The organism is Chloroflexota bacterium (assembly GCA_016235055.1).
Classification (GTDB): Bacteria; Chloroflexota; Anaerolineae; order JACRMK01; family JACRMK01; genus JACRMK01.
Genome location: JACRMK010000024.1, coordinates 1 through 26976, shown reverse-complemented (window position 1 = coordinate 26976; position 26976 = coordinate 1). Strand labels below are relative to the sequence as shown.

Annotated in this window: 14 protein-coding genes and 1 pseudogene; 2 read left to right on the top strand and 13 right to left on the bottom strand. The window is 61.6% G+C overall.

From position 1 onward, the window contains the following. Nucleotides 1-7 precede the first annotated feature (7 nt). On the top strand, nt 8-10636 hold the full coding sequence (locus tag HZB53_06445; GenBank protein MBI5877269.1) for a hypothetical protein: 10629 nt from the start codon (nt 8-10) through the stop codon (nt 10634-10636). Between the two features lie 33 nt (nt 10637-10669). Here the strand turns inward: HZB53_06445 and HZB53_06440 are convergent, their stop codons facing one another. Then, nucleotides 10670-11275: a hypothetical protein gene (locus HZB53_06440; GenBank protein ID MBI5877268.1), complete on the bottom strand. Its 606-nt coding sequence runs from the start codon at nt 11273-11275 to the stop codon at nt 10670-10672. A 598-nt stretch (nt 11276-11873) separates the two neighbouring features. Further along, a complete protein-coding gene (locus HZB53_06435) occupies nt 11874-12578 on the bottom strand; it encodes a 4Fe-4S binding protein (GenBank protein ID MBI5877267.1) in 705 nt (234 codons plus the stop codon). A gap of 35 nt (nt 12579-12613) precedes the next feature. Between HZB53_06435 and HZB53_06430 the strand changes: the two are divergent. Beyond that, nucleotides 12614-13066 (top strand): annotated as a pseudogene (locus HZB53_06430) (transposase). 76 nt (nt 13067-13142) lie between these two features. On the opposite strand, the gene HZB53_06425 reads toward HZB53_06430, so the two are convergent. The 11 genes from HZB53_06425 to HZB53_06375 all read right to left on the bottom strand — a co-directional run bounded on the left by HZB53_06425 (nt 13143) and on the right by HZB53_06375 (nt 26528). After that, complete coding sequence (locus tag HZB53_06425) at nt 13143-14759, bottom strand: ABC transporter substrate-binding protein (GenBank protein MBI5877266.1); 1617 nt, start codon at nt 14757-14759, stop codon at nt 13143-13145. Nucleotides 14760-15093: 334 nt separating this feature from the next. Further along, complete coding sequence (locus HZB53_06420) at nt 15094-15990, bottom strand: ABC transporter permease (GenBank protein ID MBI5877265.1); 897 nt, start codon at nt 15988-15990, stop codon at nt 15094-15096. An 8-nt stretch (nt 15991-15998) separates the two neighbouring features. Then, nucleotides 15999-16922, bottom strand: coding sequence for an ABC transporter permease (locus tag HZB53_06415; protein ID MBI5877264.1), 924 nt, complete (start codon nt 16920-16922; stop codon nt 15999-16001). A gap of 80 nt (nt 16923-17002) precedes the next feature. After that, on the bottom strand, nt 17003-18031 hold the full coding sequence (locus HZB53_06410) for a D-2-hydroxyacid dehydrogenase (GenBank protein MBI5877263.1): 1029 nt from the start codon (nt 18029-18031) through the stop codon (nt 17003-17005). A 120-nt stretch (nt 18032-18151) separates the two neighbouring features. After that, the gene (locus HZB53_06405) at nt 18152-19201 is read right to left on the bottom strand and encodes a M42 family metallopeptidase (protein MBI5877262.1); all 1050 of its coding nucleotides are present in this window, start codon (nt 19199-19201) and stop codon (nt 18152-18154) included. 80 nt (nt 19202-19281) lie between these two features. Beyond that, a complete protein-coding gene (locus tag HZB53_06400) occupies nt 19282-20535 on the bottom strand; it encodes an amidohydrolase family protein (protein ID MBI5877261.1) in 1254 nt (417 codons plus the stop codon). Nucleotides 20536-20549: 14 nt separating this feature from the next. Continuing rightward, entirely contained in the window at nt 20550-21806 is a 1257-nt protein-coding gene (locus HZB53_06395; GenBank protein ID MBI5877260.1) for an amidohydrolase family protein, read from the bottom strand. A gap of 41 nt (nt 21807-21847) precedes the next feature. Next, the gene (locus HZB53_06390; protein ID MBI5877259.1) at nt 21848-22753 is read right to left on the bottom strand and encodes an ABC transporter permease; all 906 of its coding nucleotides are present in this window, start codon (nt 22751-22753) and stop codon (nt 21848-21850) included. A 41-nt stretch (nt 22754-22794) separates the two neighbouring features. Next, nucleotides 22795-23751 carry an ABC transporter permease gene (locus HZB53_06385; GenBank protein ID MBI5877258.1) on the bottom strand — a complete coding sequence of 319 codons (957 nt, stop codon included), beginning with the start codon at nt 23749-23751 and terminating at the stop codon, nt 22795-22797. A gap of 193 nt (nt 23752-23944) precedes the next feature. Beyond that, nucleotides 23945-25600, bottom strand: a complete 1656-nt coding sequence (locus HZB53_06380) for an ABC transporter substrate-binding protein (protein MBI5877257.1) — start codon at nt 25598-25600, stop codon at nt 23945-23947. Nucleotides 25601-25820: 220 nt separating this feature from the next. After that, on the bottom strand, nt 25821-26528 hold the full coding sequence (locus tag HZB53_06375) for a GntR family transcriptional regulator (protein MBI5877256.1): 708 nt from the start codon (nt 26526-26528) through the stop codon (nt 25821-25823). Nucleotides 26529-26976 lie beyond the last annotated feature (448 nt).

Below are 26976 nucleotides of genomic sequence, written 5' to 3'. Positions count from 1 at the left end.
GAGTACCATGCGAAGGAGCCGAACCTGTCACGCCGTCCTCTCGACATTGGTAATCATTGCCATGTTGGCGGTCGATGTGGCGCGCGTTCTGCCGCCGCCCGTGGCGGAAGCCGGACGCTGGCAACCTGAGGTCGGTGAGCCGCCGGCGCCTTCTCAAGCCTCCAGCCCGCAATCGTTGCCCGCCTTGGCTCAAGCGCGCCTGCTCTTCGCGCCGGCAATCGATGCTGACGGCGACCCGGCCACCAACCCCGTCGCCGATGAGCCCGTGCCGGTTGTGAAGACGCTCGGCCAGACGTCCGGCCTGATCGCGTTGGCCGCGCAATTGGGCTCGACCAATCAAAGAGCCAGACTGATTGGCAACCCCGTAACGTTCCGCGTATGGCGCGATGAGCAGCTTTGGCTGGAGCGCACCATCCGCAGTGATGCGTGGGGCGCAGTCACGCTGAAGTTGGCCGTGCCGGAGACGAATCATAACTATTCGTATCAAGCCAGCGCGCCAGGCTACGGTGAAACCGAGGTACGCCCCTTCACGTTCGACGCGTCGCGAGCGGCCGTGACCCTGGAGACGGACGGCACGCATCTGTCCTACCAGTTGAACGCCGACGGCCGGATCGTGCTGACGCTGCAATCACCCCTGGCGCTCGATGCGGAGCGTGACGAAGCCGCATTGACCATCGCCCGTCGTCCCAATCAAATGCCCGACGTTTCGAGCGTGGCGCTCCAGGCCGCTTTGAAGAAGGCCGACGACGCCAAGCTATACCTGCCGTTCCCGCGCGTGCGTCTGCTGATCGTCGATTCACATACCGCGCAGATCGAGCTGCAACTGCCGCCGGGCGAGTATCGCTTCGTGGGATCGCTGGCCGTCAACAGCACCGCCGCGTATCAATTCGTCGCCGAACCGGTGCATGCCACGCTGGACCACGCATGGCCTGTACCTGCGCCAGCCGATGCGATTTGGGTGGCCACGTTCGAACACGAGCGCGGCCAAACGCTCGTGCGCTATGATGCGCCGCCGGGCGGCGCGGCCTTTGCGCTCGTCGACACCGGCCAACGCCCGCCGCTGGAATTTGCATGGGACGAGAGCACGACCGTCGTCAAGGCGTGGCGCACCGGCCCGTTCGATTGGGAGCAGGAAGTCTACCGGGTTGAGAGCGATCCGGCGGCCTTGAACAGCGATACGCGAGTGACGCTGGATGATTTCGACTACGATCCAATCGCACGGCGGTATGCGCTGGCATTTCGCTCGCGTGCCGCGCAGACGGTATCGCACAACCTGCTCATCGAAGTCCTCGGCGCGGACGATGCGGTCATTCAACAACAGACCATACCCGTCGCTTTGCCACCGGGCAATGTGTCGAAGCAATCCATTCAAGTGCCTGCCGAACTGGGCCGCCCGCACGGCCTGCGCGTGTCGGCCATCGGCGGCGCGCCCGCCACGGGCCCGCTGTTGACGGCGCGACTGGCCGGCAGCGACCACATCGTCAGCCTCGCACCCGCATCCGGCGGCGGCGAGTCGTTCGCGCTGGAGACGAATGCACGTCAGGTCGTCGCGAGAGCACATCCGCTCGAGTCCGCCGTACAAAAGAAGAAATCGGACCCGGCGTTCAGCCTCTTTGCGCAGTTTCAGCTCAAGTTCGCGCTTAATCTGCTGGAAGTTGAAATCGGCACACTGGCGTATACCTACGAGCCCGGCGACTGGGAGGGCAACTTGACCCCCTGGCGCGTCGTCGTTGAGCAACTGGTCAAGGGCTTAATTGGAAGCTGGTGGAGCGATAGCAAGCTCGTGCTGGCCAGCGGCAGCCTCAACGCCGCCTTCGACTTTGGTGGCATGTACACGGCCAAGGCAGGCACCTGCACCGATGAAGCGGATGAGCAGGCGTGGGAAAACCGGGTCAACGAGCGCATGAAGGCGCTGGCCGACGACATTGATGGCCGCCTGGCGGACCTGGGCGGCGAAGAGGGTGAGGAGATCGACACACCACCCACACCGGTTTCGCTCATTTTCGTGTGGGCGTCGGGGGCATTTCGCCAACGAACCAAAGCCGATGCCGGCAACTTGTCCATCAGCATCAGCAGCCGTTTTGAATTCGAGTTGGCCATCAACGCCGGCTGGAAGATACCGATTGGCGGCACATTGGAAGCGATGGGCAAGTTCTACAAGATATTGGGCTGGTTCGGTGTGGTCGCTGATGTCGTCGCAGCGCTCGGAACGATCACGCACGGGCCGAACGGCAAGTCGTGTCAGAAGGACGGCGACGGCAACGGTGACGACGATCCCGGCAATCCCGATCCGCCCGATCAGGGGCCGGCGGATGATCGGCAGGATGTGTGGCAAAACACCGGTCAGTTGTACGAAGGCGAGACGCTCGACGCGACGATCACCAATCTGTACGCGCTGGTGCAGAAGGCGCGGCAGCAGGGACTGGCGCGCGCCGAAGCGTTCTTGACCATGCCGCTGCGCAAAGCCGAACTGGCGGTGCTCACGTCCGACGGCGCGCGGTACGATCAGTACCTGCATGAGGTCGCGGCGATCGTCGATAATGATGCCGCCTACCTGCGCGGCGTTATCTCCGGCACGATCCCGATCACACCCGGCCTCACGATCACCGATGCGCTCATGACGAGCAACGATCAGGCGTCGGCGGCGATCAGCGGACTGTCATATGCGGTCGAGTTGCAGCACTTGACGGACGAAGTGGACGTTGCGCAACGCGGCTATTTGGCATTGTATGGGCAGGAGTTGGAACTGGAGCAAGAACTCGGCCGCCTCGCCACAAGCGACACGATTGGCGTGGTCGCATCCGGCTTCGTCAAGGGATCGCTCGACGCACTGAGTGGGGCTGGTTTGCCCGCGCAGTTGATCAGCCTCTGGCCCGGTACGACAGTATGGGGCGGGCAAACTGCGTTGTACCTGCCGCCCGCCGTTGCGCCACGCGCATTGATCGTGCCGTCGGGCGGCCTGCACATGATCGCCGCGGCGCCCGAAGCGCGCGCGTGGCTCGAGGAATACGTGCAGGGCGGCGGGCTGCTGATCGTCTTTACGCAGGCGTTCGGCACAGACTGGGCCAGTTTGCCTGGCGGCCAGGTACGCGCGGTGGGATATGACGAAGACCAACGCTGTGAACAGGAAAGCGTGCGTGCGACGATGCCGTCCAACTGGCTGGTGTGGATCGGCGACCGCACGCCCGATATCCAGGTAGACGGCGCGTTCACGGCGTGGCCGAGCGACGCCCAGCCGTTGTTGCTCCGCACATCGGGCTACTATGAAGGCTACCCGGCCATGCTGGAATACCCGTTCGGTCAAGGGCGCGTCTTAGCGACCACGGCCTACGGCGATTGGGCCACGCAGACGCGCATGGGTTGGGGCGACGACTGGCAGATGACGCGCTCGATTCTGATCCGCGCGTATCTGCTGTCGCGCGGGCAGGATGTGCAAGCCGTGCAGACGGTTGAACCCGACACGGATGTGACGATTACTTTCCCCCTTACCAATTCCACTTCGATCGCGACGACTCAGATCCAGGTCGAACTGACGCTCATTCCGTACGCGGGGACGTTCAACCGAAGCATTTGGAGCGTTGCAACGACGATAACAGCAACCCTGGCGCCGGGCGCCAGCCAGATGGTCAGCGCCACGCTTCACACCCCACGCGCCATGCGCGGTGTACACAATTGGACACAAGTGGGATTGTTCCACGTGCGCGCCAGGCTCAGCGGCGTGGGCAATCCCGGCTTCACGACCTGGGGTCCGTTCCTGCACATTCACTCACCCATTGCCCCGCCGCAGCTCGCACTCTCGTTAGCGGCGGAGCGCGCCGCTGCCCGGCCTTTCGAGACAGTCGTGGTTACTGCGACGGTTCACAATTATTCGGTCATAATGCAAACCGCCGTCCTGCGCGGCCAACTTGGCTTGCCGAATACGCCCATCACCTTCACGGTGCCGCCTGGCAGCGCCATGGACTATCCCTATGCGCTGAGCATGGATCAAAGCAAGCATCTCGTCGCAACGATCTCAAATGACACCGGGCAACTCCTCGCGACAAGCTCTCTGCTCGTCTATGTGGGCGAGGCGAACCTGCGCCCTGTTCCCAATCTACCCGCCCAGCTTGCAGCGGGTACGCCATTTTCAGTCACGGTGAGCAACCAGCCCAATCTACAGTCTCCCTCAAGCAACAGCCTGAGCAGCACACTTGTACTCACTTTGACCACGCCGGCAGGCAGTGCGATCTGGAATGGGGTGCAGGACGTGCCGCCGCTGATGATGCTCCAGTCGGCCAGGGTGAGCTATACGCTGGGCGACCCCGGCCCCATTGCGCTAGGCACCTATCAGATCGAGTACAGCCTGCTCATGCAGGGCCGACTAGCCGCTCACGGCCTGTGGGACCTTCCGGCTCGTCCCTCCATCGGCAGCGACTTTGATCAACCCTATTATCACGTGCGCGACACGGTCAGCTTCACGGCCACGTTGCGCAATGCCGAACACTTTGATTTGAACCCAGTCGTGACCGTCACCGTGCCCGCTTTGGGCCTGGTGGCCGCGCAGCCGGTCGCGTTGCCGGTGCACGCCAGGGCGACGATCCCGCTGTCTTTTGCTTTGCCGATGAGCATGACCACCGGAGCATACGAGGTGCACGTCACAGCAATGCAAGGCTCCAGCGTGACCGAAACCTTTGCATTCAATGTGCCGCCATCGCGCATTGAGGCCCGCTTAGAGTCGGGGCCTTATCACGCGGGTCAGCCGTTGCCGGTCACGCTGCTGAATTTGGGCGGTCTGGACACGACCGCCGGCTACACGATCACCTTGAGCGATAACACGGGGCGCGTGATAGCCGCCACAACCGGCAGTCTGGTCATCACGACCGGCGCGCAGATCAATCCTCCGCTCAACGTGCCGGCGGGCGCGGCCACGGGCGAGTATATCCTGCGTGTGTCAAGCTGGGATCAGGGCGCACAGCGTGCGTCGAACCTGCTCGCGTTGCTGCATCTGGATGGCCTGGCTGCCCAAGTCGACGTGCATACCGACCAGGCCAGCTACTCGCCCGGCCAGTCAATCCTGGCGCAGGGCCAGGTGACGGCTAACGGGGATTTGAGCGGGACGCTGGCGCTGCGTGTGACGCGGGCCGAAACCCGTGCGCTGACGGTGATGCCCAACGAGCGCGTCAACACCGATGACGAGATTGGTTTTGTGACGCACTACGACCCCCAGATCACTCTGGACGCCGCCGGCAATGCGCATGCCGTCTGGATCGAACCTCGTCCATCTGCGCCCACGGGAATTGCGTGTACCGGTGGGATCTCCGACTACGTCATCTACTTTGCATCGCGCACGGTGACAGGCACCTGGAGCCAGGCCGAGCAAGTCAATAGCAACGCCGATAGTTGTGTGCCGCGTCGTATGCCCGCCATGACCATCGATGCGTCGGGCGCTGTCCACATGGCGTGGGCCGACCTAAACCAATCCATCCTGCCGGGCCTGCGCTATGCACGCCGTGCCGCCGGAACGTCCGGGACGTGGAGCACCGAGGAGAGCGTGACGACCACGGTTGTCAGCAGTATCACCCTCGGTGTGGACCTGACCGGCACGCTATACATGGCCTGGGGAAATCCCGGCAGTGCGAACATCCAATTCGCCACGCGCGCCGCGGGCGCGGCGGGTGCGTGGAGCGCCGTCCAACTCGTGAACGATTCGAGCACGGGCGTGCGCGGTTCTCCCGACCTCGCCGTCGATGCTGCCGGCCAGGTTTATCTGGCCTGGCAAGACAGCCGAAACGGCAACGCCGACATATATTTTGCCACCCGCTACGTCACGGGAACGTGGGGCGCGAACGAGCGGGTGATCACCAACACGGCCGCGCAAAACACGCCGGCGCTGGCGGTGGATTCGAGCGGGCGGGCATATCTGGTATGGATGGATAATCGCTCTGGCAACGCCATCTTTGCCTCGGCCCGTTCGGTGACTGGAACGTGGGAGACCGAAAAACGCGTTGAGTACCTGCCTAATGCAAAGAGCAACCCCGACCTTGCCGTAGATGGCACCGGAAATCTGCTCGCCATCTGGCAGTCGTGGCCGTATCCCAATCCCTACGAGATCTGGTATGCCACGCGACCCGCGACGGCGACGGCCTGGATCACCGGCACGCTCGTAAGCCAGAGCGATTCAACCGCCGCGTCGTCGCTGACGATGGATGCCGCCGGAAACAGCCGCATGGCATTCCTGTGGAATAAGGAAGTCAATTCGATGTTTCGGCCGGCGAATGGCGCCTGGGGCTCGCGTGAACGCGTCAGCCCGCCACGCGGTGGGGCGCTACAGCGGTACTCGCGGGTTGGAGTCGATGAATCAGGTAACGCGTATGCCGTGTGGGGCGACGCGCGCGATAGCACGGCGGGCAATAAGTACGATCTCTATTTTGCCACGCGTCCTCTGACTGGAACATGGAGTGTTGGGACGCGCGTCAACGCCGTCACGGGCACACTCAAGCTCGGATCGGGCCTGGCTGCGGACGCCCAGGGCGACGCCTATGCCATCTGGAGTGACACGCGCACGGATACCAATGGCGACATCTACTTTGCCTATCGCCCGGTGACGGGCACGTGGGGCCTCAACGAGCCGGTGAACGACGGCGGCTTTACCAGCGCCCAGCTCTATCCCCGGATTGCCCTGGATGCCGCGGGCAACGCGTATGCCATCTGGGCGGACAAGCGGAATTGCAGCGTAGCCAACGCGTATGACTTCTACTTTGCCTATCGCCCGGTGACGGGGACGTGGAGCACCAACCAGCGCGTGAACGATGTGCCGTGCCCAACAATCTCTGCCGACGTGGGTACCCTTGACTTTGCGGTGGATGCCGCCGGCAATGCCTACGCGGTTTGGAGAGCCTATGTCAGCAGTGCACAAGTTTTGTTTGCCTATCGCCCGGCTGGCGGTGTATGGAGCGCCAGTGAACAGTTGACCAATGTACCCGGCGCACCAGCGAATGGACAGTATCCCACCATTGCCGTGGATCAGGCAGGCACCGCCTATGTTGTTTATGGGAACCCGGTCGATGGGCTTCTCTATTTCACCTATCGCCTGGCCGGTGGAGCGTGGAGCGTCGCTCAAACTATCGCGGACGCGACTTCTCAGGGGTGGCCGAGTCTGAGTGTGGACGCTCAAGCAAATCTCTGGGTCGCGTGGGTGCGGGTAACAGGCGCTCCGAGCGCTTCCAGCGTCCAGGCGGCCTGGCGGCCGGCCGGTGGGGCATGGAGCAGTCCGGTCATCGTACCGCAGCCATTCTATGCCCCAAACAATACCCCATATCCCAACCTCGCCGCAGGCCCCGGCCGCACCGCGGTTGTGATCTGGAGTGACAACCGCCCCGATGCGAACGGCCTGACCGACGAAGACATCTACTTCGCGCGCCTTGTTGCTCCGACCCCGGAGACTGCGTTGTGGACCCGGACGGTCTCAGTCAGTACGGCAAACAGCCAGGTCATCAGTGAGACCGTGGGCGTGCTCGACTTGCAACCCGGCAAATACTGGCTGCAAGCCACGCTGCAATCGGCGCTTTCGCAAACGCTGGGCGCGTCGCGCTATCCCTTCTACATCTACCCGGTCACGGCTCAGTTGACGCTGCAAACCGACCAACTCGTCTATCGTCCCGGCCAGGCCATCAGCGTGTCCGGGCGCTTGACGAACACCGACGTGACGACCAACACGTTCACACTGTTGGTGAAAGCCGATAGCCAGACGATCTTGAGCCAGACCGTCAGCCTGGGCGCAGGAACCGGTACAGCGTACACTGCCAGCTTGACGGCTTCCAACGATCTGTTGCTCGAGGCGACGGCCGGCCAGGCGCGCGCCACCGAGGCGTTGGTCATCGCCGCGCCGCAAGGCACGGCCAGCCTCTCTGTGCCTGGAACCGCGTCCTATGCGCCTTTCGAGGCTGCGGTCACCATCGGCAACACCGGGCGGGTTGACGCAAACATCGTCGTCTCGATTGGGGGCGGTGCGCCGCAAGCGCTCGCCGTGTCTCCCGGCCAAACGACCGTCGTCACGCGCAGCCTGAGCGTGTCGCAAGCGACCGTGTTGACGGCGACGGTGCGCGGCGACCTGGCCCTTGACCTGGCTCAATCCATGCTCTGGGGCCTGGATGGCGCCGTTCGGCTGATTCCGCCTGCCACCAACTTCAAGGGAACGATTCCGGTTGGGTACGTCGTTACAGGCACGGGCACACTGCTCACGCTGGCTCAGCTACGGTTCGCGCTCGATACGGGCCAGGTCGTTAGCCAAAGCGTGGCGCTCCTGCCGGGACAGACGCTGACAGGCAGCCTCCTGGTAGACATACCAGCGGGCCGGCATCAACTCATCGCCCAGTTGCTGGACGAGCGGAGCGTCCTGCTCGATTCCGACGCGCTCGCGCTGGCGATGCAAGACACAGCCGCGCCGGCAGAAGCCAGTATCCGTATCATTGGCGTGACCGTCACGCCGGCCGGCGGACTGAGTGCGCCAGCGCCGCGCAAAGCCGCCGCCGGGCAGTCGTTCAATGTCGCGGTCACGGTGGCGAACGATGGCGCTTCCGCGCCCGTCATCCTGGCGCTGCAAGTGTTCGACGCGCCGCAGCAGTGGATTGTCACGCCGACCGCGTTCCTGACCGAGACCTTTGCATTCAGTCTGAGCGTTCCATCTGACTTGCCGGCTGGTGAGTATACCGGCCAGGTTGTCGTGGCTGACCAGAGGCAGCCTTTCAAAGTGACGACCAGCGGTACGGACCTGAGCATGAACCTGAGGCTTGACCAGCCGTTCTATCTGTCGGGCGATCCGGTCTTGCTCACGGTCACGCTCACGGAACGCGCCGGACTGAGCGGCAGCTACCACCTCTCGCTGGGCTACCTGAACACTGAACAGTTTGTCACCGTGACGGTGTCGGCCAACCAGGTCATACAGTATGCGTTCGCTTTCAGTGCAACCACCACGAGCCGCGCGAGCATGATGCTCTCCAATCTGCCCGCGCCCGGCGAAGCGGGCCAGCGCACGATTATGATCGACAGCCTGCCGGTGCAAGTGATTGAATCGGCCGGCGGTTCATACGTCACATTCGACAAGTCGGCGTATCGCGCGGGCGATACCATCAACATGACGGTCCACGTCAACACCGCCATGGCGAGCTTCTCGGTGTTCGGGCCGGTGGAGATGGCGCTGGGCGTCAACCGCTATCTTGTTTGGACCGCGCCACGGGATGCGCTGGGCCGCGTGGTGACGGGCACGCACACGCTGACCTTCACGCTGCCCACCTCAATCAAGTCGAATCAATACACCTTCATGGCGATGTTCAACGGGCGGGCGCAGCCGTATCGGGTCGACGTGCAGGGCTGGAGCGTCACGACGCGTCACATCACGCTGGACAGGCAGCGCTACGGGCGTTACGACCCGATCACGGCGACGGTTGAATTCTTCAATGAAGGCAGCCTTCCGATCAACAACTTGCGTGTGAACCCGTTGATCTTCACCCCCGATGGGGATGTGCTGCGCCTGGCTTCGATTGCTCCAACAATCAACCTGCAGCCGGGGCTAAACGTGATTACCGTGAGCGGCGTCTTGTCCGCGCCCGTCGCCGGGCCATATCGGTTGCTAGTCAACATCGGCATTGCGGGCGAGACATGGCGCGTCGCGGGGGCCGCCGCTCAATTCGATGTGGGCTGGACCCATCTCGTCGATCTGACCACGGATCATGGCAACTACGCGCCAGGTCAACCGGGGGCTGGTCGATTGGTTGTATTCGGCATCGGGCCAACCCACCTGGTAGTGACGGCGACGAATGGGTCGACGTTGCTGGATACCACACGCGATCTGACCGGCTTTGCCACATTCAATTTCGCCGTGCCGACGACGACCATGGGCGACTATCGCCTGTTCGCGCGCAGCACCGACCAGGATGGCAACGGTGAACAGCTCACGCGCGCGTATGCCGTGCCGTTCCCGGCTGATGCCACTGCGCCGGCGATCAGCCTCACCTATCCCAACACACGAACGATCATCACGACGAATGCACCAACGATGACGCTGTCGATCTCCGGCAACGCAAGCGACAACAGCGGTTATGTGGCGGTGCTGATCAACGGCAAAGTGATCACACCAACGGCGGGCGGGTCGTTTGCATTGAACGTGGTGGTGCATCAAGGGGCGAATCTGATTTCGGCGGCGGCGCTGGATCGGGCGAGCAACATTGCCTACACGCCGGTCGTGCCGGTGTATCTACTGCCTGCGCACAACCTGACCTCCACGGCCAATCGCGTTACAGCGGCCGTCGGCGACCCGGTCACTTTCCGAACCATACTGACCAGCACCGGCGTGTTGAGCGACGTGACGTTTTCGCAATACCTGTCGCCGCTGCTCGTCAATAGCGCGACGATCATAGCGAGCAGTGGCAGCGCGGCGGTCGGCCCGTCGAGTACTGGCTACTACATGTCATGGCTGGGCGACGTGACCGGTTCGCAGCCGGTCACGATCACGCTGCAGGCCACGGTGGTCAACACGGGTACATTGACGTCAACGGCGATCGTGCGCTGGGGCTGGGGTTTCACGGATCAGCGGACGCAGCAGATCAATGTCACGAACGGAGGCGTAAAGATCTTTCTACCGCTGGTGCGGAAGAACTAGCCGCACTGAGTGCGCGTGTTTCGGTGCGCGGCCCTACGGCGGGTTCACCCGCTGTTGAACGGCGGCTCGATAGATCGTCTCCATGAATCGATCCGGTCCCACCGCCACCTCGAAGTGCGTGTCGTCGAACGCGCTGACGCTGATGAGCCAGCGGCCAAATTGCCACACGGCTCGCCGGTACTTCGCCCCCATTTGCTGGAGCGCGGCATCGGGCTGGATCCACTTGGCGAGGGGGTAGCCGTGAAGTTCCGTGATGTCGTGCCCGGCGGCCGCGGCGCGAAAGGCCGCCTGAGCGTCGCCCGGACGGTCAAAAGGCTGGATACGCACCGATGTCGAGTGCCCCGCCGCAAACGCACATGACAGGTCATATCCCCGGTCAGCCGGTGTGATTTGGGGTTTTATCATCAAGCCGGCACACAGCTCCTGCGCGGCAACCTGCAGGCTGACCAGTTCAGGCGGCACCGCGGTGGCCGTCCCGCCGGGCAAACCGGTTGGCGCGACCGACGCGGCGGTGGCCGGCCGCGCGGTGACGGTCGCAATTGGCGGTGCGAGTGGCGCGGCGGTGACGGTCGCGTTTTCGCATGCGCTCATCAGACACAGCATCCATGGCAGTGCACACAGAATAAGATTGCGCATCATAGCATTGCCTCCAGCGTCAAACCGCATCGCGCGAGCCACCACGTGACTGGTCGGCGCCGCCGATGACTCGCGACGGACGGGTCAACGGTCCGACATGACGCCACACCCGCTCCGTCCGTGTCTGCCGCCACCTTCAACGACGCTTGCGCACAAACTGTCGCTGCAAATTCATTCTAGCCGTTGCCTGCAGCCCGGTCAACAGCAATTCTCATTTTGGAGTCGGCTGCCAATATGCCCCCTCATCCCCTGCCCCTTCTCCCCTAAGAATCTCGCCCCCTCCCAACGAAGTTGGGAGGGGGTCGGGGGGAGGGCAGCGCCACCCAACGAAGTTGGGAGGGGGTCGGGGGGAGGGCAGCGCCACTTTTTCGGCGGGCCAGCTTGCGTGACAAGCGCCTGAGAGCCAGCGCATCGCAAGCGGCATTGGAAAGTACCCGTACAAAGCCAAATTGAGAATTGCTGCCCGGTCAAGGTGTTCTGCGCATCCGCGCGGCCGCACTGCGCGGGATGCTGCGCGCCTGCGCCATCACGCAATCCTCAGCAACGCCATCGAGTCGCACAACGGCAACGGCCAGCACGGCGGCGACGTCGAGTGCCGGGTTTACCTACGATCTGACGTGCCCGTTCGACGCACTCCCGATGCGTGAATACTTCTTCCATGCGCAGCGCCTCGGTGCTGAAGGTTGTCCACTTGACCGGTGTGGGGAGTTTTATCCTGGCGTTTTGGGGATTTTGATCCTGGCGGTGACAACTTCTCCGCCACGCCCCGCCGGTGCGGCGTGTTCATTTCGACATCGTAGGGGAGCGCGCGCTCTTCCGGCGTCTGCACCGGTTCGACCCACGTAAAGAAGCGGGAGGAGTATGGACATGCGGCTATGCAATAACGGCAGCCGATGCAGCGATCCTGGTCGATCAGCACCACGCCGTCTTCACGTTTGTAGGTGGCGCCGACCGGGCATACCTTCGTGCAGGGCGAGTTATCGCACTGGAAGCACGGTTTGGGGAACCAGAACGTGGCGTTGGTCCGTGAATCCTGCATTTTGAAAACGCGGATCCACTCCTCGCCCTCCGGGGCTTTGTGCATGCTGTTGCACGCTTCAGTACAGAGATGGCAGCCGTCGCAGCGCGCAAGATCGATCACCATCACCCAGCGATGCTTGCCGGCCGGTGCGGGGGTAGGCACGGCATTCTGCTGCGGCAGGACCTGTCCGTCCTGCCCGACCAATCGGCCGAACGAGTTTGCGTCCGCGCTGAACGTCGGCAGCAGGCGGCGCGCCTGCCCGGCGGCCGAACTGACGGACTGCAAAACGCCGCTGAACGCAGACGCGCCGAGCGCCCCCGCGCCGGCGCGCTAACAAGCGGCGCGGACATGGTACCTATGCCAATGATCGACCACCGATTGTTGGCAGGGTGGGACGGCGCAGCGGCCAAGTGCGCTTGCGCGTGGTCGAACGGACCGATGCCGAGACGCTACGCAAACATGTGCAGTCTTTTACCCACGCGGACAGCGAAGTCAATACGGATGAATGGATCGGCTACACGCGCCTGCGCCGCAAGCACGTCACGGTTTCACACGGACTCAAGGAATGGGCACGCGACGATGACGGCGATGGCATCCGCGAAGTTCATGTGAATACGATGGAAGGTACCTGGACCAGCGTCCGCAATTTCATGCGCCCGTTCCGTGGCGTGCATAAGCACAAGCTAGCGCAATACATTGCGGTCTGTGAGTTCAGCATCAATCTTAAGAAAATCACTCCGGCCTTCATCAGAGCGCTCGTCACGCTGCACTAATTCTGGACATGAGCCAAGAGAATCTCCCGCACGCCCCATCCGGTGCGGGAGATTCTCTGTTGCATCAGGAGCGCGATTAGTTCTTCACGCCTTTCAGCACTAGGTTCAAGTACATGCGGCCATCGCCGCGCGGAGCGAAATCAAGCCTGGACGATACGCCATAAAGCGAGGGCAGGGTGTACAACCAGACGACCGGGGCCTGGTCACCAGCGTAGGCTTCCATATCCCAGCACATCTTCTGCCATTTGCTCTGGTCAAACTCCTGTGTGAAGGCCTTAAACATGGCTTCGAACTTGTCATCGACCCAGCTCATGCGGTTCGAGCCGGAGTCTTTCTGCACCAGCAGCGCATCGCCCTGGCAGGTATAGTCCGGTCCCGACGAGCTCATCATCAGGTCGCGGTAGCCGGCGCCCTGCTTCTCGCGCATCTTGGCGTACGTTGCGCTATCGACGACGCCGAGGTCACTGATCTCGATGCCGACCGCTTTCCAGTAATCCACCATCACCTGGGCCGCCTCTTTGTCCGCCAAGTACGAGCCGTTGGGCGTGTTCATCTGCAAAGATAGGCGTTTGCCATCCTTGGCACGGATGCCATCCGCGCCCACCTTCCAACCGGCGTCGTCCAGCAACTGCTTGGCCTTGGCGGGATCGTATGGAAACGGCTTCAAGCTCGGGTTGTTGTATGGCGTGTTGATGAGGTCGATCCGGCACTGCGCCAGCCCGCCCAACAGGGTCTTGGCGATTTCATCGCAGTTGACGGCGTAGTTCATCGCCTGGCGCACACGCACATCGGCCAGCGCAGGGTGGCGGCCCTGCTTGATCGCGACAAAGGCGCGGTTGAAACTCGCCGCCGATATGACCTTTACACCCGGCGTCGCTTCCAGGCTTTTCTTCAGATCCGCCGGCACGCCCGCCATGAGGTCTGCCGTGCCGGCTTTGATTTCGGCCAGGCGTGCGGCAACATCCGGGACCGCCTTGACGATGATATCGTCGACGGGCGGTTTGCCCAGGCGGTACTTGTCGAAGGCTTTCAGCACAGTGCCCTCGCCGGCTTTGTACGATATGACCTTATAGCCTCCTGCGCCCATCGGCTTGTAGGTAACCTGCTCGGGGGTGTTGTCAGTATAGTATTTCGGCGGCAGGATCGAGACCTCGGGATTGACAAGGTGCGAGGTAATGACCGGGTCGGGCACTTTCATTTTGAACTGCACGGTGTAATCGTCGACCTTGGTGACCTTTTCATACTGCAGGGCGCCCAGCGCGAACGTCAGGTCACCCTTGCCGGCCGCAAAAAGGTCCTGCGCGCGCTTGAAGGTAAACACGACGGCGTCGGCATTGATGGGCTCGTCGTTGTGGAATACGAGGCCTTTCTTGATTTTGATTTCCCAGTTCAGGGGGTCGATATTCCTGATCGACTCGGCGAGCGCGGGAACGATGTTGCCGTCGTTGTCCAGGCGGAATAGCCCCTCGTGGATCGTGAGGCTCATGTGCGCGTCCGACTGGGTGAACATGTTGTCGTAGCTCACCGGTTCCGCATTGAGCAGCACGACGACCGGTTTGGACGGTTTAGGCGCACTGGTGGCAGCAGCCGACGCGGTGGTCGGGACAGCAGGCGCGCTTGTGGCGGCCGATCCGGGGGCCTTTGTGGGCGCCACGGCCGGCGCGCAGGCCGCGAGCAGCAGCGCGAACAGCATTGTGATTGTCATGCGCTTGAACGACGATCTGATCTTCATGTTTTCTCCTGTTATCCGATTGAGCAGCTAGACTGCGATCAGGCCTATTCTTGCTAGTCCTTGACTTCCGGGGGCCACAACTCAGGCCTGATCCTCAGATTGGATTGCGGCAGCATCTATTCGATTTATTCCTCGCTACTTCGCACCTCCTTGACCTATGGGCATTGAGCTTTCCCAGCGCCTGGCGCGCATCCGACGCTTAGCTTAAAGGTAATGCAGTTTGTAAACGGTTGGAGGCCAGCTGTGTGGCCGCATGGCAATTGCCCGAACCGGGTGAGCGATAGCAAATCACCACTCACATGATATTCTTCAGCCGCGGGTCCAGGAAGTCGCGCAACCAGTCGCCCAGAATATTAATGGATAGCACGGTCAACGAGATCGCCACGCCAGCCGGGATCGTCAACCATTCCGCGATACCGATGTACTGTCGGCCGTCCGCCAGCATCACACCCCAGCTTGGGATCGACGGCGGGACGCCCACCCCCAGAAAGCTAAGCGACGCCTCGGCCACGATGTTACTCGCCACTGAAAAGCTGGCGATGACAATCACAGGACTCCAAATGTTAGGCAGGATGTGCTGGAACAGGATTCGCCACTCGCGCTGCCCGATGGCCCGGGCTGCCACCACGAACTCGTCCTGCTTAACCGATAGCACCTGGCCGCGAACGATCCGGCCATACTGCACCCAGCCGGTCAGGCCCAGCACGATTATCAGCTTCTCCAATCCGGCGCCGAGCACGGCCAGGATCGCGAGCGCCAGCAGAATCGATGGAAACGATAGCTGAATGTCCGCGAGGCGCATGAGGAGATCATCGGACCAGCCGCCATAAAAACCGGATATCAATCCGAACAGCACGCCGACCGTGCCGGAGACCAGCACGGCCGACAGCCCCACCACCAGCGAGACGCGTGCTCCGTATACCAGGCGGCTATACACGTCGCGTCCGATTGTGTCGGTGCCCAGCCAGTACTGTTTTCCGGCGGCATCCACGTAGCCGGGTTCCTTCAGCCGCCGGATTAACGCCAGGCTGGCCGGATCGTTAGGCGCAATGAACGGAGCGAAAATCGCGCCCAACGAAACGACCAGAAAAACAAACGCCGCTGCCAGCGCGATTTTACTGCGCGCGAGCCGTCTGATAGCTTGGTGTCCTAGCGATTGCGTTCTAACCGCGCTCGATTCAGCAACGGCCATCGGCTGCCTCACTCGTGCCGGATTCTGGGATCGATCCAGCCATACGCCAAGTCTACGGATAAATTGACGCCCGTGAATATCAGGGCAAGCATAATGACACCCGCTTGCACCACATAGAAGTCCTTAGAGCCAATCGCCGCGACGATCTCGCGGCCCACGCCAGGCCATCCAAAAATGGTTTCGGTGATCACGGAGCCGCCCAGCAGGAAGCCCATCTGCAGACCGATCGCGGTCACGATCGGCAGCAGCGAGTTGCGAAGCACGTGGTTATAGATGACACGGTTCTCAGAAATACCCTTGCCGCGCGCGGTGCGCACAAAATCCATCTGCATGACTTCCAGCATCGCGGCGCGCGTCAGGCGCATATTTCGCGCAATGGAAAACGCGGCCAGTGTGATTCCGGGCATGATGAGATGCTCCCAACTGCCGCTGCCGGAAATAGGCAGCCATTTCAACGTCACTCCGAAAAACAGGATCAACAGGATGCCCAGCCAGAAGCTGGGCACCGACTGCCCTATTAACGCGACTATCGTCACGAGATAGTCGAGCAGGGTGTTAGAGCGCGTTGCGGAAATGACGCCCAGCGGGATCGAAAACAGCACCGAGATCACCATCGCGAATGCGGATAACTGGATCGTCGCCGGCAATCGCTCGGTGATGACCTGGTAGGCCGGTTGGTGGCGGACAAACGAGTAGCCAAAGTCGCCCCGCAGCGCCTTGGCGGCGAAATCGACGTACTGCACATACCAGGGACGGTCAAATCCCATCTTGACCCGGAACTCCTCGATTTGCTGGACCGTCATCTGGTCGGCGCCGGCGCCAAGAATGACTTCGGTGGGGTCGCCGGTCAGATAAGTCATCCCAAAGGCGACGATGCTCACCCCAAAGACGACGATGATGGTTTGTAGCAAACGACGAAGCACATAGCGCATGGTGGTTTCCGGTCAAGTCTTTTGTGCCGTTGACGTGCCCGGCGGCAGGGCCAAAGGCGAGCGCAGCGCGCACACCCGCGCTAGTACAATTTCTCGGTGTCGAGCACGTTGCGCAGCGGCTCGTTACTGAGAAAGCGGCGGAGGTTGTCGCAGAATAGGTCCGTTATGCGAGCGTTTTCTTGCCGGACGGTGCTCGCTGAGTGCGGGCTTACGATCACGTTGGGCATCGCCCACAGCGGCGACTCTTGCGGCGGCGGCTCTTGCCGGAAGACATCGAGCGCGGCGCCTGCCAGGCGCTGCTCCCGCAGGGCGCGCACCAGCGCCTCTTCGTCAACCAGCGTCCCCCGCGCAATATTGATCAGTACCGCTGACGGCTTCATCACGGCCAACTCGCGCTCGCCGATCAGTCCCTCGGTTTCGGCGGTGTGCGGAGCGATCAGCACCAGGAAGTCGGCCTCGGCCAGCATGGCATGCAGCTCCGACTGGGCGTACACCCGATCCACGTTGGAAACGGAGCCCGACGTGCGCTTCATCCCGACGACGCGCATATCCATCCGCTTGCCGTGCCGAGCCACCGTCTGGCCGACGCGGCCGAGTCCGACGATTGCCAGCGTCTGGCCGGTCAGCTCCTCGCCGCAGTAGCGTTCCCAGTGCTTCGCCTGCTTATCGCGCTCCATCCACTGGTAGTTCTTGGCGAACATCAGCATCGCCATCAGGCAGAAATCCGCCAGCGGCCGCGCGTGCACGCCGCTCGACGTTGTGAATATCATGCCGGCCTGGTCGAGCCCGGCGCGCTTGATCATCTGGCCGATGCCGGCGCTGGTCGATTGCACCCACCGCATGCGCGGCGCGATGCTACGCAGGTCGCGCAGGTGCGTGCGGTCGAAGTCGAACATGACGTCGGCTTGCGCGAGCATCGCCAGGAAGCGTTGCTCCTGTTCCGGCGTGCGCTTCCAATTGGGGTCGCCCGTATGGTCCGCATGGTAGCGCGGCGTCGGTAACAACTCGGGGTCGTGCAGCACTCGAATGCGCGGGTCCACGGCCCGGATCTGCGCGACGTGGACCGCCTCGAGCGGCGTGGCGATTACGATGGTAAGAGGTTCAGACACCGGTTACTCCTGCGAATGGGATGTTTGTTTGGCGAGCGTGTCGCATAAAAGATTGCACCCAAGAGCACAATTGACTTGGCGCGCTGCGGGTGTTGGCACAAGGACCGCACGAGGGGCTGACTACCCATCGATCGGCGCCGCGCGGCAGAACGCCGTCAGCAACCGAGAGGTCGCGTCGAATTCGCTCAGCCGACACATGCTAAACGGCGAGTGGATATACCGACAAGGGACGGATAGAACGCCTGTGAAGACACCGCCCCGCACTTGATGAATGGCCCCGGCGTCGGTGCCGCCTGTGCCGGGAAGCTTGATTTGATATTGAATCCCCTCGTGTTCCGCCATACGCTCCAACGCGCGGACCATATTGCGCGGCACAATGAAGCTATTATCGGCGACGGTGAGAGCTGGCCCCTTGTCCAATCCGGTTGGCTGCCGTGGTTCAGCAACCCCGGGGATATCGGCGGCAACACCCGCTTCCAGGGCTATGGCTAGATCAGGCTCGATCTGAAACGCGGCGGTGCGCGCGCCGATCATTCCACGCTCCTCGCTGACGACGAACGCGCCTACTATCGTTGCATCGATCTCAGCTTCGTGCAATGCCTCCAGCGTCTTGATGATCAAGGCGCAGCCGATGCGATCATCGAGCGCTTTGCCAATCACGGTGTCTTGGCCAATGCGGCGGAATGGGTACTGGATGACGATCGGATCCCCCACCCGCACGCCCAGTTCACCAACTTCTTGACTGGACGTCGCCCCGATATCGATGAACATGTCTTCCATCGAGATTACGGTTTCGCGCTCGGCTGGTTTGAGGATGTGGGGTGGGGCCGTGCCGATCACGCCTTGAAAGCTTCGGCCTTCCCGCGTATATATGGTCGGCGCGTGACTGGGAAGCAGCCGCGCATCCCAACTGCCCAGAGGCGTAAAGCGGATAAACCCCCGCTCGTCGATGTGCTGTACCATGAACCCGATCTCGTCCATATGCGCATCGAGCATCATTTTGAAATCCGTCCTGCCCCGCCGGGTGACCAACAGATTCCCGAGAGCGTCTGTGTGCACCTCATCAACCAGCGGCGTCACCAGGGCGGCTATCGACTCGCGCACCTGATCTTCAAATCCCGGCGCACCCGGAATATTGCACAGTTTCTCCAGCAGGGTATAGCTATCCATAGGTTGGTGGCATGCCTGAAAATCTGTCTGCTTCCCGGTAGTCTGCGGGAACCGCGCTCACGATACGTGGCCTCTGCCCTCTAACTTCGCTCGACGACCACCTCGCCCCCTTTGATTACCGTCTTGATACACTCATGCCGTTGAAGTAACCGGATGTCCTGAAGCGGATCGCCATCCACGAACACAAAGTCCGCGAACTTTCCCGCCTCGATCGTCCCCACCGTGTCGGCCATGTCAACGCATTCCGCGCTCAACGCGGTCCCGGCGACAATCGCCTCCATCGGCGACAGGCCCGCTTTGACCAGCAGCTCCATCTCGGCGGCATTCTGACCATGGGCAACCACAAACCCGGCATCCGTACCCGCCGCGATCTTTACCCCCGCTTTGCGGGCTCGTTCAAGACTACGCCACTTGGCTTCCATGGCCATATTCAACCAGGCCCACGATTCGTCGCTGGCGCCCAGCGCTTCTTTGCCGACCGCCAACTGATGGGCAACGACGATCAGGGTGGGTACGCAAAAGGTACCGTGTTCTGCCATCAGATCAACTTGCTCCTCCGTAAGCCAGTGCGCATGTTCCAGGCTATTCACCCCGGCCAGGATGGCGTCCGTGATACCCTGGCCGCCGGCTGTGTGGGCGGCCACCAGGAGGTTCGCCTTGTGCGCTTCGTCGCATACGGCCTTCATCTCTTCGAGGGTCATCTCCTGCGCGAACGGCTCGTCGGGCTTGTGCCGGTTGCGATGCGCGCCGCTGCACGCATTGATTTTGATGCAGTCTGCGCCCATCTTGATCTGATGGCGCGCCGCCTGGCGAAATTCCCAGGGCGAATCGGCCACGCCCGTGCGGCCGGCAATATTGACCTCCGGCCGCCAGCGCGTGGCGTCCATGTGCCCACCCGTAATACAGAGTCCCTGGCCGCATGCACGCATGCGCGGGCCTTCAACCATACCGCTATTGATGGCTTCGCGCAGCGCGATGGCGACGTAGCTGCGCGCGGCCAGGTCGCGGACGGTCGTGAAGCCGGCTTCCAGGGTCTCTCGCATATTGACGTACGCTTGCAGCGTAACGGTCTCGTTCATCTCCTGGACTTCCGCGATGAGCGAGGCCCGCCGGTTGGATCCGCCTTTGCCCTGCACATGGACATGGGCATCCACCATGCCTGGCATGACCGTTCTGTTAGCCGCGGAAATGACCCGCGCACCGGGTGGAATGGGGACCGAATGCGCCGGGCCGACCTGTGTGATCTTTGTACCTTCGACGAGGATGACGGCATTCGCCAAGGGTGCCTTGCCGGTCCCGTCAATCAGTTTCCCAGCTTTTATCGCCAGTGTCATCGCATCACCTCAAGTTAGGTTAGCATGGGCTGCGCGCCCACGCGTTGACCTTCTAGCCAGACAGCGCGCACATCTTTGAGAGCCCTGATATTTTGCGTCGGGTCGCCGGCGACCACCAGCAGATCGGCCGACTTGCCTGGCTCGAGCCGGCCGATACGGTCTCCCCAGCCAAGCGCGTCGGCGGCCAGACTGGTCGCCGATACGAGCGCCTCCGGCGCGCTCATACCGGCGGCCACCATGGCATCCAGCTCCAGGCAGTTGTCGCCAAACGCCGACCAGCCCCAGCCGGAATCCGAACCACAGATCAAGCGCACGCCCATCTGATGCAACCGCGAGAAGTTGTACGTGATCTTGGCGTAGCGTGCGCTCCAGGCCTCGAAGGCTGGACGTTGCGCGTCGGCGGGCAGACGGCCGATGATCCGTGCGTCGCCGCGGACGCGGTTGGTTTGCAGCGTGGGATTCACATACAGGCCCTGTTCGACGATGCGGTGCGCCAACCGCTCGTCAAATTCGTTCCGGCCGTCCGGAGTCTGGAAATGGCAGTGCGCGATCAAGTCGAAGCCGGCGTCGAGCGCCTGTGTTGTGCCGGCGATCGCGCTACAGTGGCCGAACACCTTGCGATTGCGCGCATGGGCTTCGTCCGCCGCGGCGCACAACTCGGGCAGGGAGTAGGCTGGACGACGGCTGTCACTGCCGGGCGTACCACCACCGGTCACGATCACCTTGATGAGATCTGCGCCTTCCTTGCAAAGCTGCCGCACCGCATGGCGCACACCGTCGACTCCGTCGGCCTCGCCCAAGAAGGGCCAGCAGTGACCGCCGGTGATCGTCAGCGGGCGACCAACGAGCAACAGGCGCGGACCCGCCAGGATCTTCTTCTGAATAGCGTCGCGTAGCCGGAAAACAATCGTGCCTCTGGCGCCCAGATCGACGACCGTTGTAAAGCCGGACTGGAGACAGAGCGACGCGTTGTGGGCCGCGGTCAGCAGCAACAACTCGTCGGGATTCTGACAATACTCGACAAACGAATCGCCGTTGGCCGGCAAGATCAGGTGGACGTGGGTTTCAATGAGACCGGGCATCACGGTGCAGCCATCGAAATGCTCGGCGGTCAGATTATCCGCGCCGAACTGCTGTAGCAATGCGGCGCGCGGACCAACGGCCTCGATCCGATCGCCATTCACTACGACCGCGCCTTCTGTAGCGAGTGCGGCCACACCGTCGAACAGATGACTGGCGCTCATCAGGCGGCGCGGGCCTTGACTTGACATAGACACCGTTGCTTGTCCTTTCGGAGCCGATGGTTCATCGCTCATTTACCCTTGAGCCAGGGGTCGAAGGCATCACGCAGCCCATCGCCTAACAGGTTAACGGAGATCACGAGCAGCATGATCGAGAGACCGGGAAAGGTGGCAAGCCACCAGGCGCGGCGAATGAAGTCGCGTGATTCCGCCAGCATCAGTCCCCATTCCGGCGTGGGAGGTTTAGCGCCCAGCCCCAGGTAGTTCAGAGCCGCGCTGGCCAGGATGGCCGTAGCGACGCGCAGCGTCACATAAACCAGGATCGAGGCTGTGATATTGGGAATGATGTGGCGCCACACGATCGCTACATGCTTGCAGCCCAACGCGCGGGCGGCGAGCACGTAATCTTTTTTCTTGGTACTCAGGGTCTCGCTGCGCACCAGGCGGGCAAAGCCAGGAATCGAGGAGACACCCACCGCGATCATCAGGTTAGTCAGGCTGGGCCCGAGCACGGCTACGATCGCCAGCGCCAGCAGGATGCCCGGGAATGCCAGCATCACATCCATCAGGCGGCCGATCCCCTCGTCTATCCAGCCGCCCGCGTAACCGCCTGTCGCGCCCAGGAAGATCCCGATGATGCAACCAATCGCCGCACTGAGAAAGCCCACCTGCAGGGAAAGCTGTCCGCCGAATAAGATGCGTGTGAGCTGGTCCCGGCCAAACTGATCGGTGCCGAAGGGGTGCTCCAGCGACGGCGGTTGCATCGCATCGCGCGGCGCCAACTTCGCGGGATCGTAGGGCGTTAGCAGCGGGGCGAAGACAGCCGAGATGATGATGATGACCAGCAGACTGAGACCAATCATGGGCGCGGTCTTGCGAACCAGGCGGCGCAAGGCGAGCGTGGTCGGGCTGGCCTCCGGTCGTTGTTGGAGTTGTCGGTTAAGCGCCGTGGAAACAGCGCTTGGCGGTGCGGTCATCGTGTTCGCCTTTGTTCGCTAAGAGCCGTTTCCCGAAGTGACTACTCATAACGGATGCGCGGATCGAGCCAAGCGTAGGATAGGTCGACAAGGAAGTTCGCGATGACATAAGTCGTCGCCGTGAACAATACGACGCCCTGCACGACCGAGAAATCCTTTTCAAGGATCGCCTGTACGGCCATCCGTCCAATGCCCGGACGCGCAAAGACCGTCTCAATCACCACGGTGCCGCTCAATAAGGCGCCGAACTGCAACCCCACCACCGTGACGACCGGGATGAGCGCATTCTTGAGCGCATGGCGCAGGATAATAACTTTCTCCACCAGGCCCTTGGCGCGGGCAGTGCGCACGTAGTCTTGATGAAGCACTTCGACCAGGCCGGAGCGCATGAGGCGAGCGATCGTGGCCGAGGAGCCGAAGCCGAGCGTGATGGCGGGCAGAATGAGAGACTGCCAGTCGGAAGCCAGCCCCACCGCTGGCAGCAGCCTCAACTGCAGCGCGAAAATCAGCAGGAGCATGATGCCGAGCCAAAAAGAAGGCATGGAAACGCCGAGCGCCGCCAGCGTCATCGCAACGCCATCGATCCAGGTATCGCGCTTAATCGCAGCCACGATGCCCAGCAAAAGGCCGAGCGTCAAGGAGACGCCCAGACTGACCACGGCCAGTGTAAAAGTGTAGGGCAGGTTACGCAGAATCATGTCCGCAACGGGCTGCTGGCTGCGAAACGAATGTCCCAGATCGCCGCGCACCACACCCCAGAGAAACCGGCCGTACTGCACGACGAGCGGCTGGTCAAGCCCCAGTTCGTGCCGCATGTTGTTGTAGGTCTCCTGAGAAATATTCGTCGATGAGCTTGGGGCAGTCTGCCCGGCTTGCTCGGTCAACATCATCAGCACCGGGTCGCCGGGCAGGAAGTGAAGCATGAGAAAAACAAATAGTGTAACGCCCAGCACGACCGGAACGGTCAGCGTCGCGCGTCGTAGAATGTATGCCGACATCTGTAACCTCGCTGCTGCGATTGCCTGACAACTGCCTGAAAACGCCTGGTGTCAGTCCCGTGCCGATTGGCGCTGCGGGATGGCTTGCTTCACAGTGCTGCGGGCCGAAGCCTTTAAGGCGCAGCCATAGATTAACACACGGCCAGCATTTGAGGCAGCCGGGTGAGAGGCGTCTCTCACCCGGCCATCCGTGCTACTTCGCTGCCTGGTCCAGCCACACATCGACTAAATATGGCGAACCCTGACCCGGTGTGCTGGTCTTGAAATCTTGGACCGCCTTGACGCTAAACACCTGATAGAGAACCTGCTCGTTGACCGGAATGATCAGCGCCTGGTCCATGATGATTTGCTGCAACTGCCGGTAGATCTCCTTGCGCTTGGCCGCGTCGGTTTCAGCAGCGCCCTGGTCAATCAACGCGTCAATCTTGGGATCGTTGATGTGCGAGCGATTGAACAGGCCGCCCTGGGTAATCTGCGACGAGTGAAACGCGACGCGGATCGATCCATCGGGATCAAATCCGGTATAGCCCAGGCGCGCCAACTCGAAATCGTTATCCGCATAGCGCTTAGCCGACGCCTCGTAAGCCATGGCCTCGACCACGTCGTCAATCCCCACTTCTTTCAATGCGGCCTGGACATACGTCGCCGGTTTCTCGGAATTGTAGCCGGTGGATGTAACGTGCCGGATGCGCAGCGGCTGGCCGTTTTTCTCGCGGATACCCGTCTTGGTATTGAGGATCCAGCCGGCGTCGTCGAGCAGCTTCTTCGCTTTGGCTAGATCGTAGTTGTACATACTCTCCACGCCAGTCCAGTAGGCCCACGAGCCCGACGAGAACGGGCCATTCGCGGGCGGCAGCGCGCCGAAGAAGATCAGTTTCGCCATCGACTTGCGGTCCACAGCGTACAACATCGCTTGTCGCACGGCCAGCTCGTTCGTCGGTGGGCGCGAGACGTTGATATTCAACACCTGCGGTAAGCCACCGATGACTACCGCGTCGACGCGAAAACGCGTGTCCGTCTTCAGGCGCTGGGCTTCTTCGGGCGGCGGTTCATCAATGATATCAACCTCTCCCGATTCGAGGGCGATGAGGCGCGTCGAACCTTCGGCAATGAATTTGTACGTGATGGTATCCAGGTAGGCCGGCCCCTGATGGTTCAGGAACGACGGCCCCCACTTGTAGTCGGGGTTGCGCTCAAGGACCAGGGTGTTGTCGTCCGGCCACGCTTTCACCCGGAACGGTCCGGTACCCACGGAATACCGGGCCCACTTATCGCCCAGCTTGGCGACGGCGGTCGGTGATGACGGCGAGAGCGCTCGCGTAGTGAGTTGATTCAGGAAGATCGGGAACGTTGATTTCAGTGTGATCTTGACCGTATATTCGTCCACGACCTCAGACTTGTCATAGGGTCCTATGGCAGCCACTTGCAGCGACTTGGTCTTGGGATCAACGATGCGGTCAAGACTAAACTTCACTGCGGCCGCATTAAGCAGAGTGCCGTCGTGGAACTTCACATCCTTCCGCAGATGGAGTGTATAGACTTTGGAGTCAGGCGATATCTCCCAACTTTCAGCCAGGCCCGGCACAAACTTGTTTGGCTCGGGTTGCCAGATCAGAGGGTCATATAACTGGTCTGAGATCGGCCCCGTAGGCGCCGATGAGTGGATGCTGGGATCGAGCATGGTGACCGCAGCGCGGCTTCCGTAGCGCAAATTACCGCCTGGCTTAGCCACCTGTTTCACAGCCGAGGTTGGCTGCGGCACGACAGCGGCTGGTGAGCTACCGGGTCCGCAAGCCGCGATCAGGACAGTGAAAATGACCAGGAAAGCGGGCAGTTTCCAGTGATTCATTCTCTTCTCCTTTAACTAAGGATGCAGGAGTGCATTGGTGCATGCACGCTTCATCCAGGCAGCACCTGACCTGCCGACATACACTGGCGCAAGTCTGTAGGATTTGTGAGGTCTACCTCCTTTTCATCGTAATCTGGGGATACGCAACAAGCGCTCAAAAAAGCCAATCGGATGTGCGCCCATGCCAATAAGCCGCGGAACGCTTGTTCTTTGGGTGTCTCTATTTCTTCTGCGGCTGTAGTATCCCGCTGGCCTCGCGCTCGCATGTCTCGAGAGTGCGGCCCATGGCGGCGTCGAGATGCGCGACCATGCACTGCCGAGCCAATTCCGGATTGCGGGCCCGCAACGCATTGAGGATCGCGCCGTGTTCGGCGACGATCTGCTCGATGTGCTGGGTGGCCACCGTCTGCACCAGCGAGCGCAGCCGGAGCGTTTGGTCGGTCACGGCAATGGCCAGGCGTTTGAAAAGCTCGTTTGGCGCTGCGCTGATGAGGGTGTCGTGAAAGTCCAGGTCGGCCGTGAGATGGATTTCGTAGCGATGCTCGCGGGCTTCCGCGAGCGCCCGCTCCAACAGATCAGACAACTCACTAAGTTGTGCGTCGCTGAGGTTGCCCGCCGCCTGGGCGGCCGCCCAGCCCTCTAGCAGCATGCGTACCTGGTACATCTCCCGAATGTCTTCCATCCGGATTTCCGATACGCGTGGCGTGCGGTGCCGTTCCATCGTGACCAGACCGTCCAGTTCCAGTTTGATCAGCGCCTCGCGCACCGGCGTATGACTCATCCCAAGTTCACGCGCCAATTGATCGATGACGATTTCCTGATTGGGGCGAAGCTTGTTGTGGACGATCAAGTCCTTGATTTGCTGATATGCCTGTCGTCGAAGAGAGTGCGATGGTACTTTCTTGATGCCATAGACGTGATTAGTCACTGATGGCTCTCCGTGATCGGGAAAAAATGGCTGCCCGATGCGGCTATCGCCACACGCATTGAGGCATAAAACAGTGAGTATAGCCTACTGAAATGTTGATTCTTCGCACCCAACTCAAGTCGATCCTTGATAGGATATAGGATATAGGATATAGGACATCATCATTGCTGGGGATTATATTGCGGTTTGATCGCATGTCAAGTGCCTAATGAATCTTTAAACGACCTGGTTGTGCGAACGCTTGCGCTAATTCGCGACGATAATGTGCCGCTGCACGACGATTTGTCACACAAGGCCCTCGTTATAAATGCACTAGAAGCCGGGCGTGAGGATGGCCATCGAAATCACCGAGAAAGTCGTTGGGGAGGCACGGGTTGATGGCTGAACCCGTGTTAGGTCTCCAGCCGCTTGTCTCGGCCTCAAGCAGGTGAGCGGCTGTGCCGGGCGT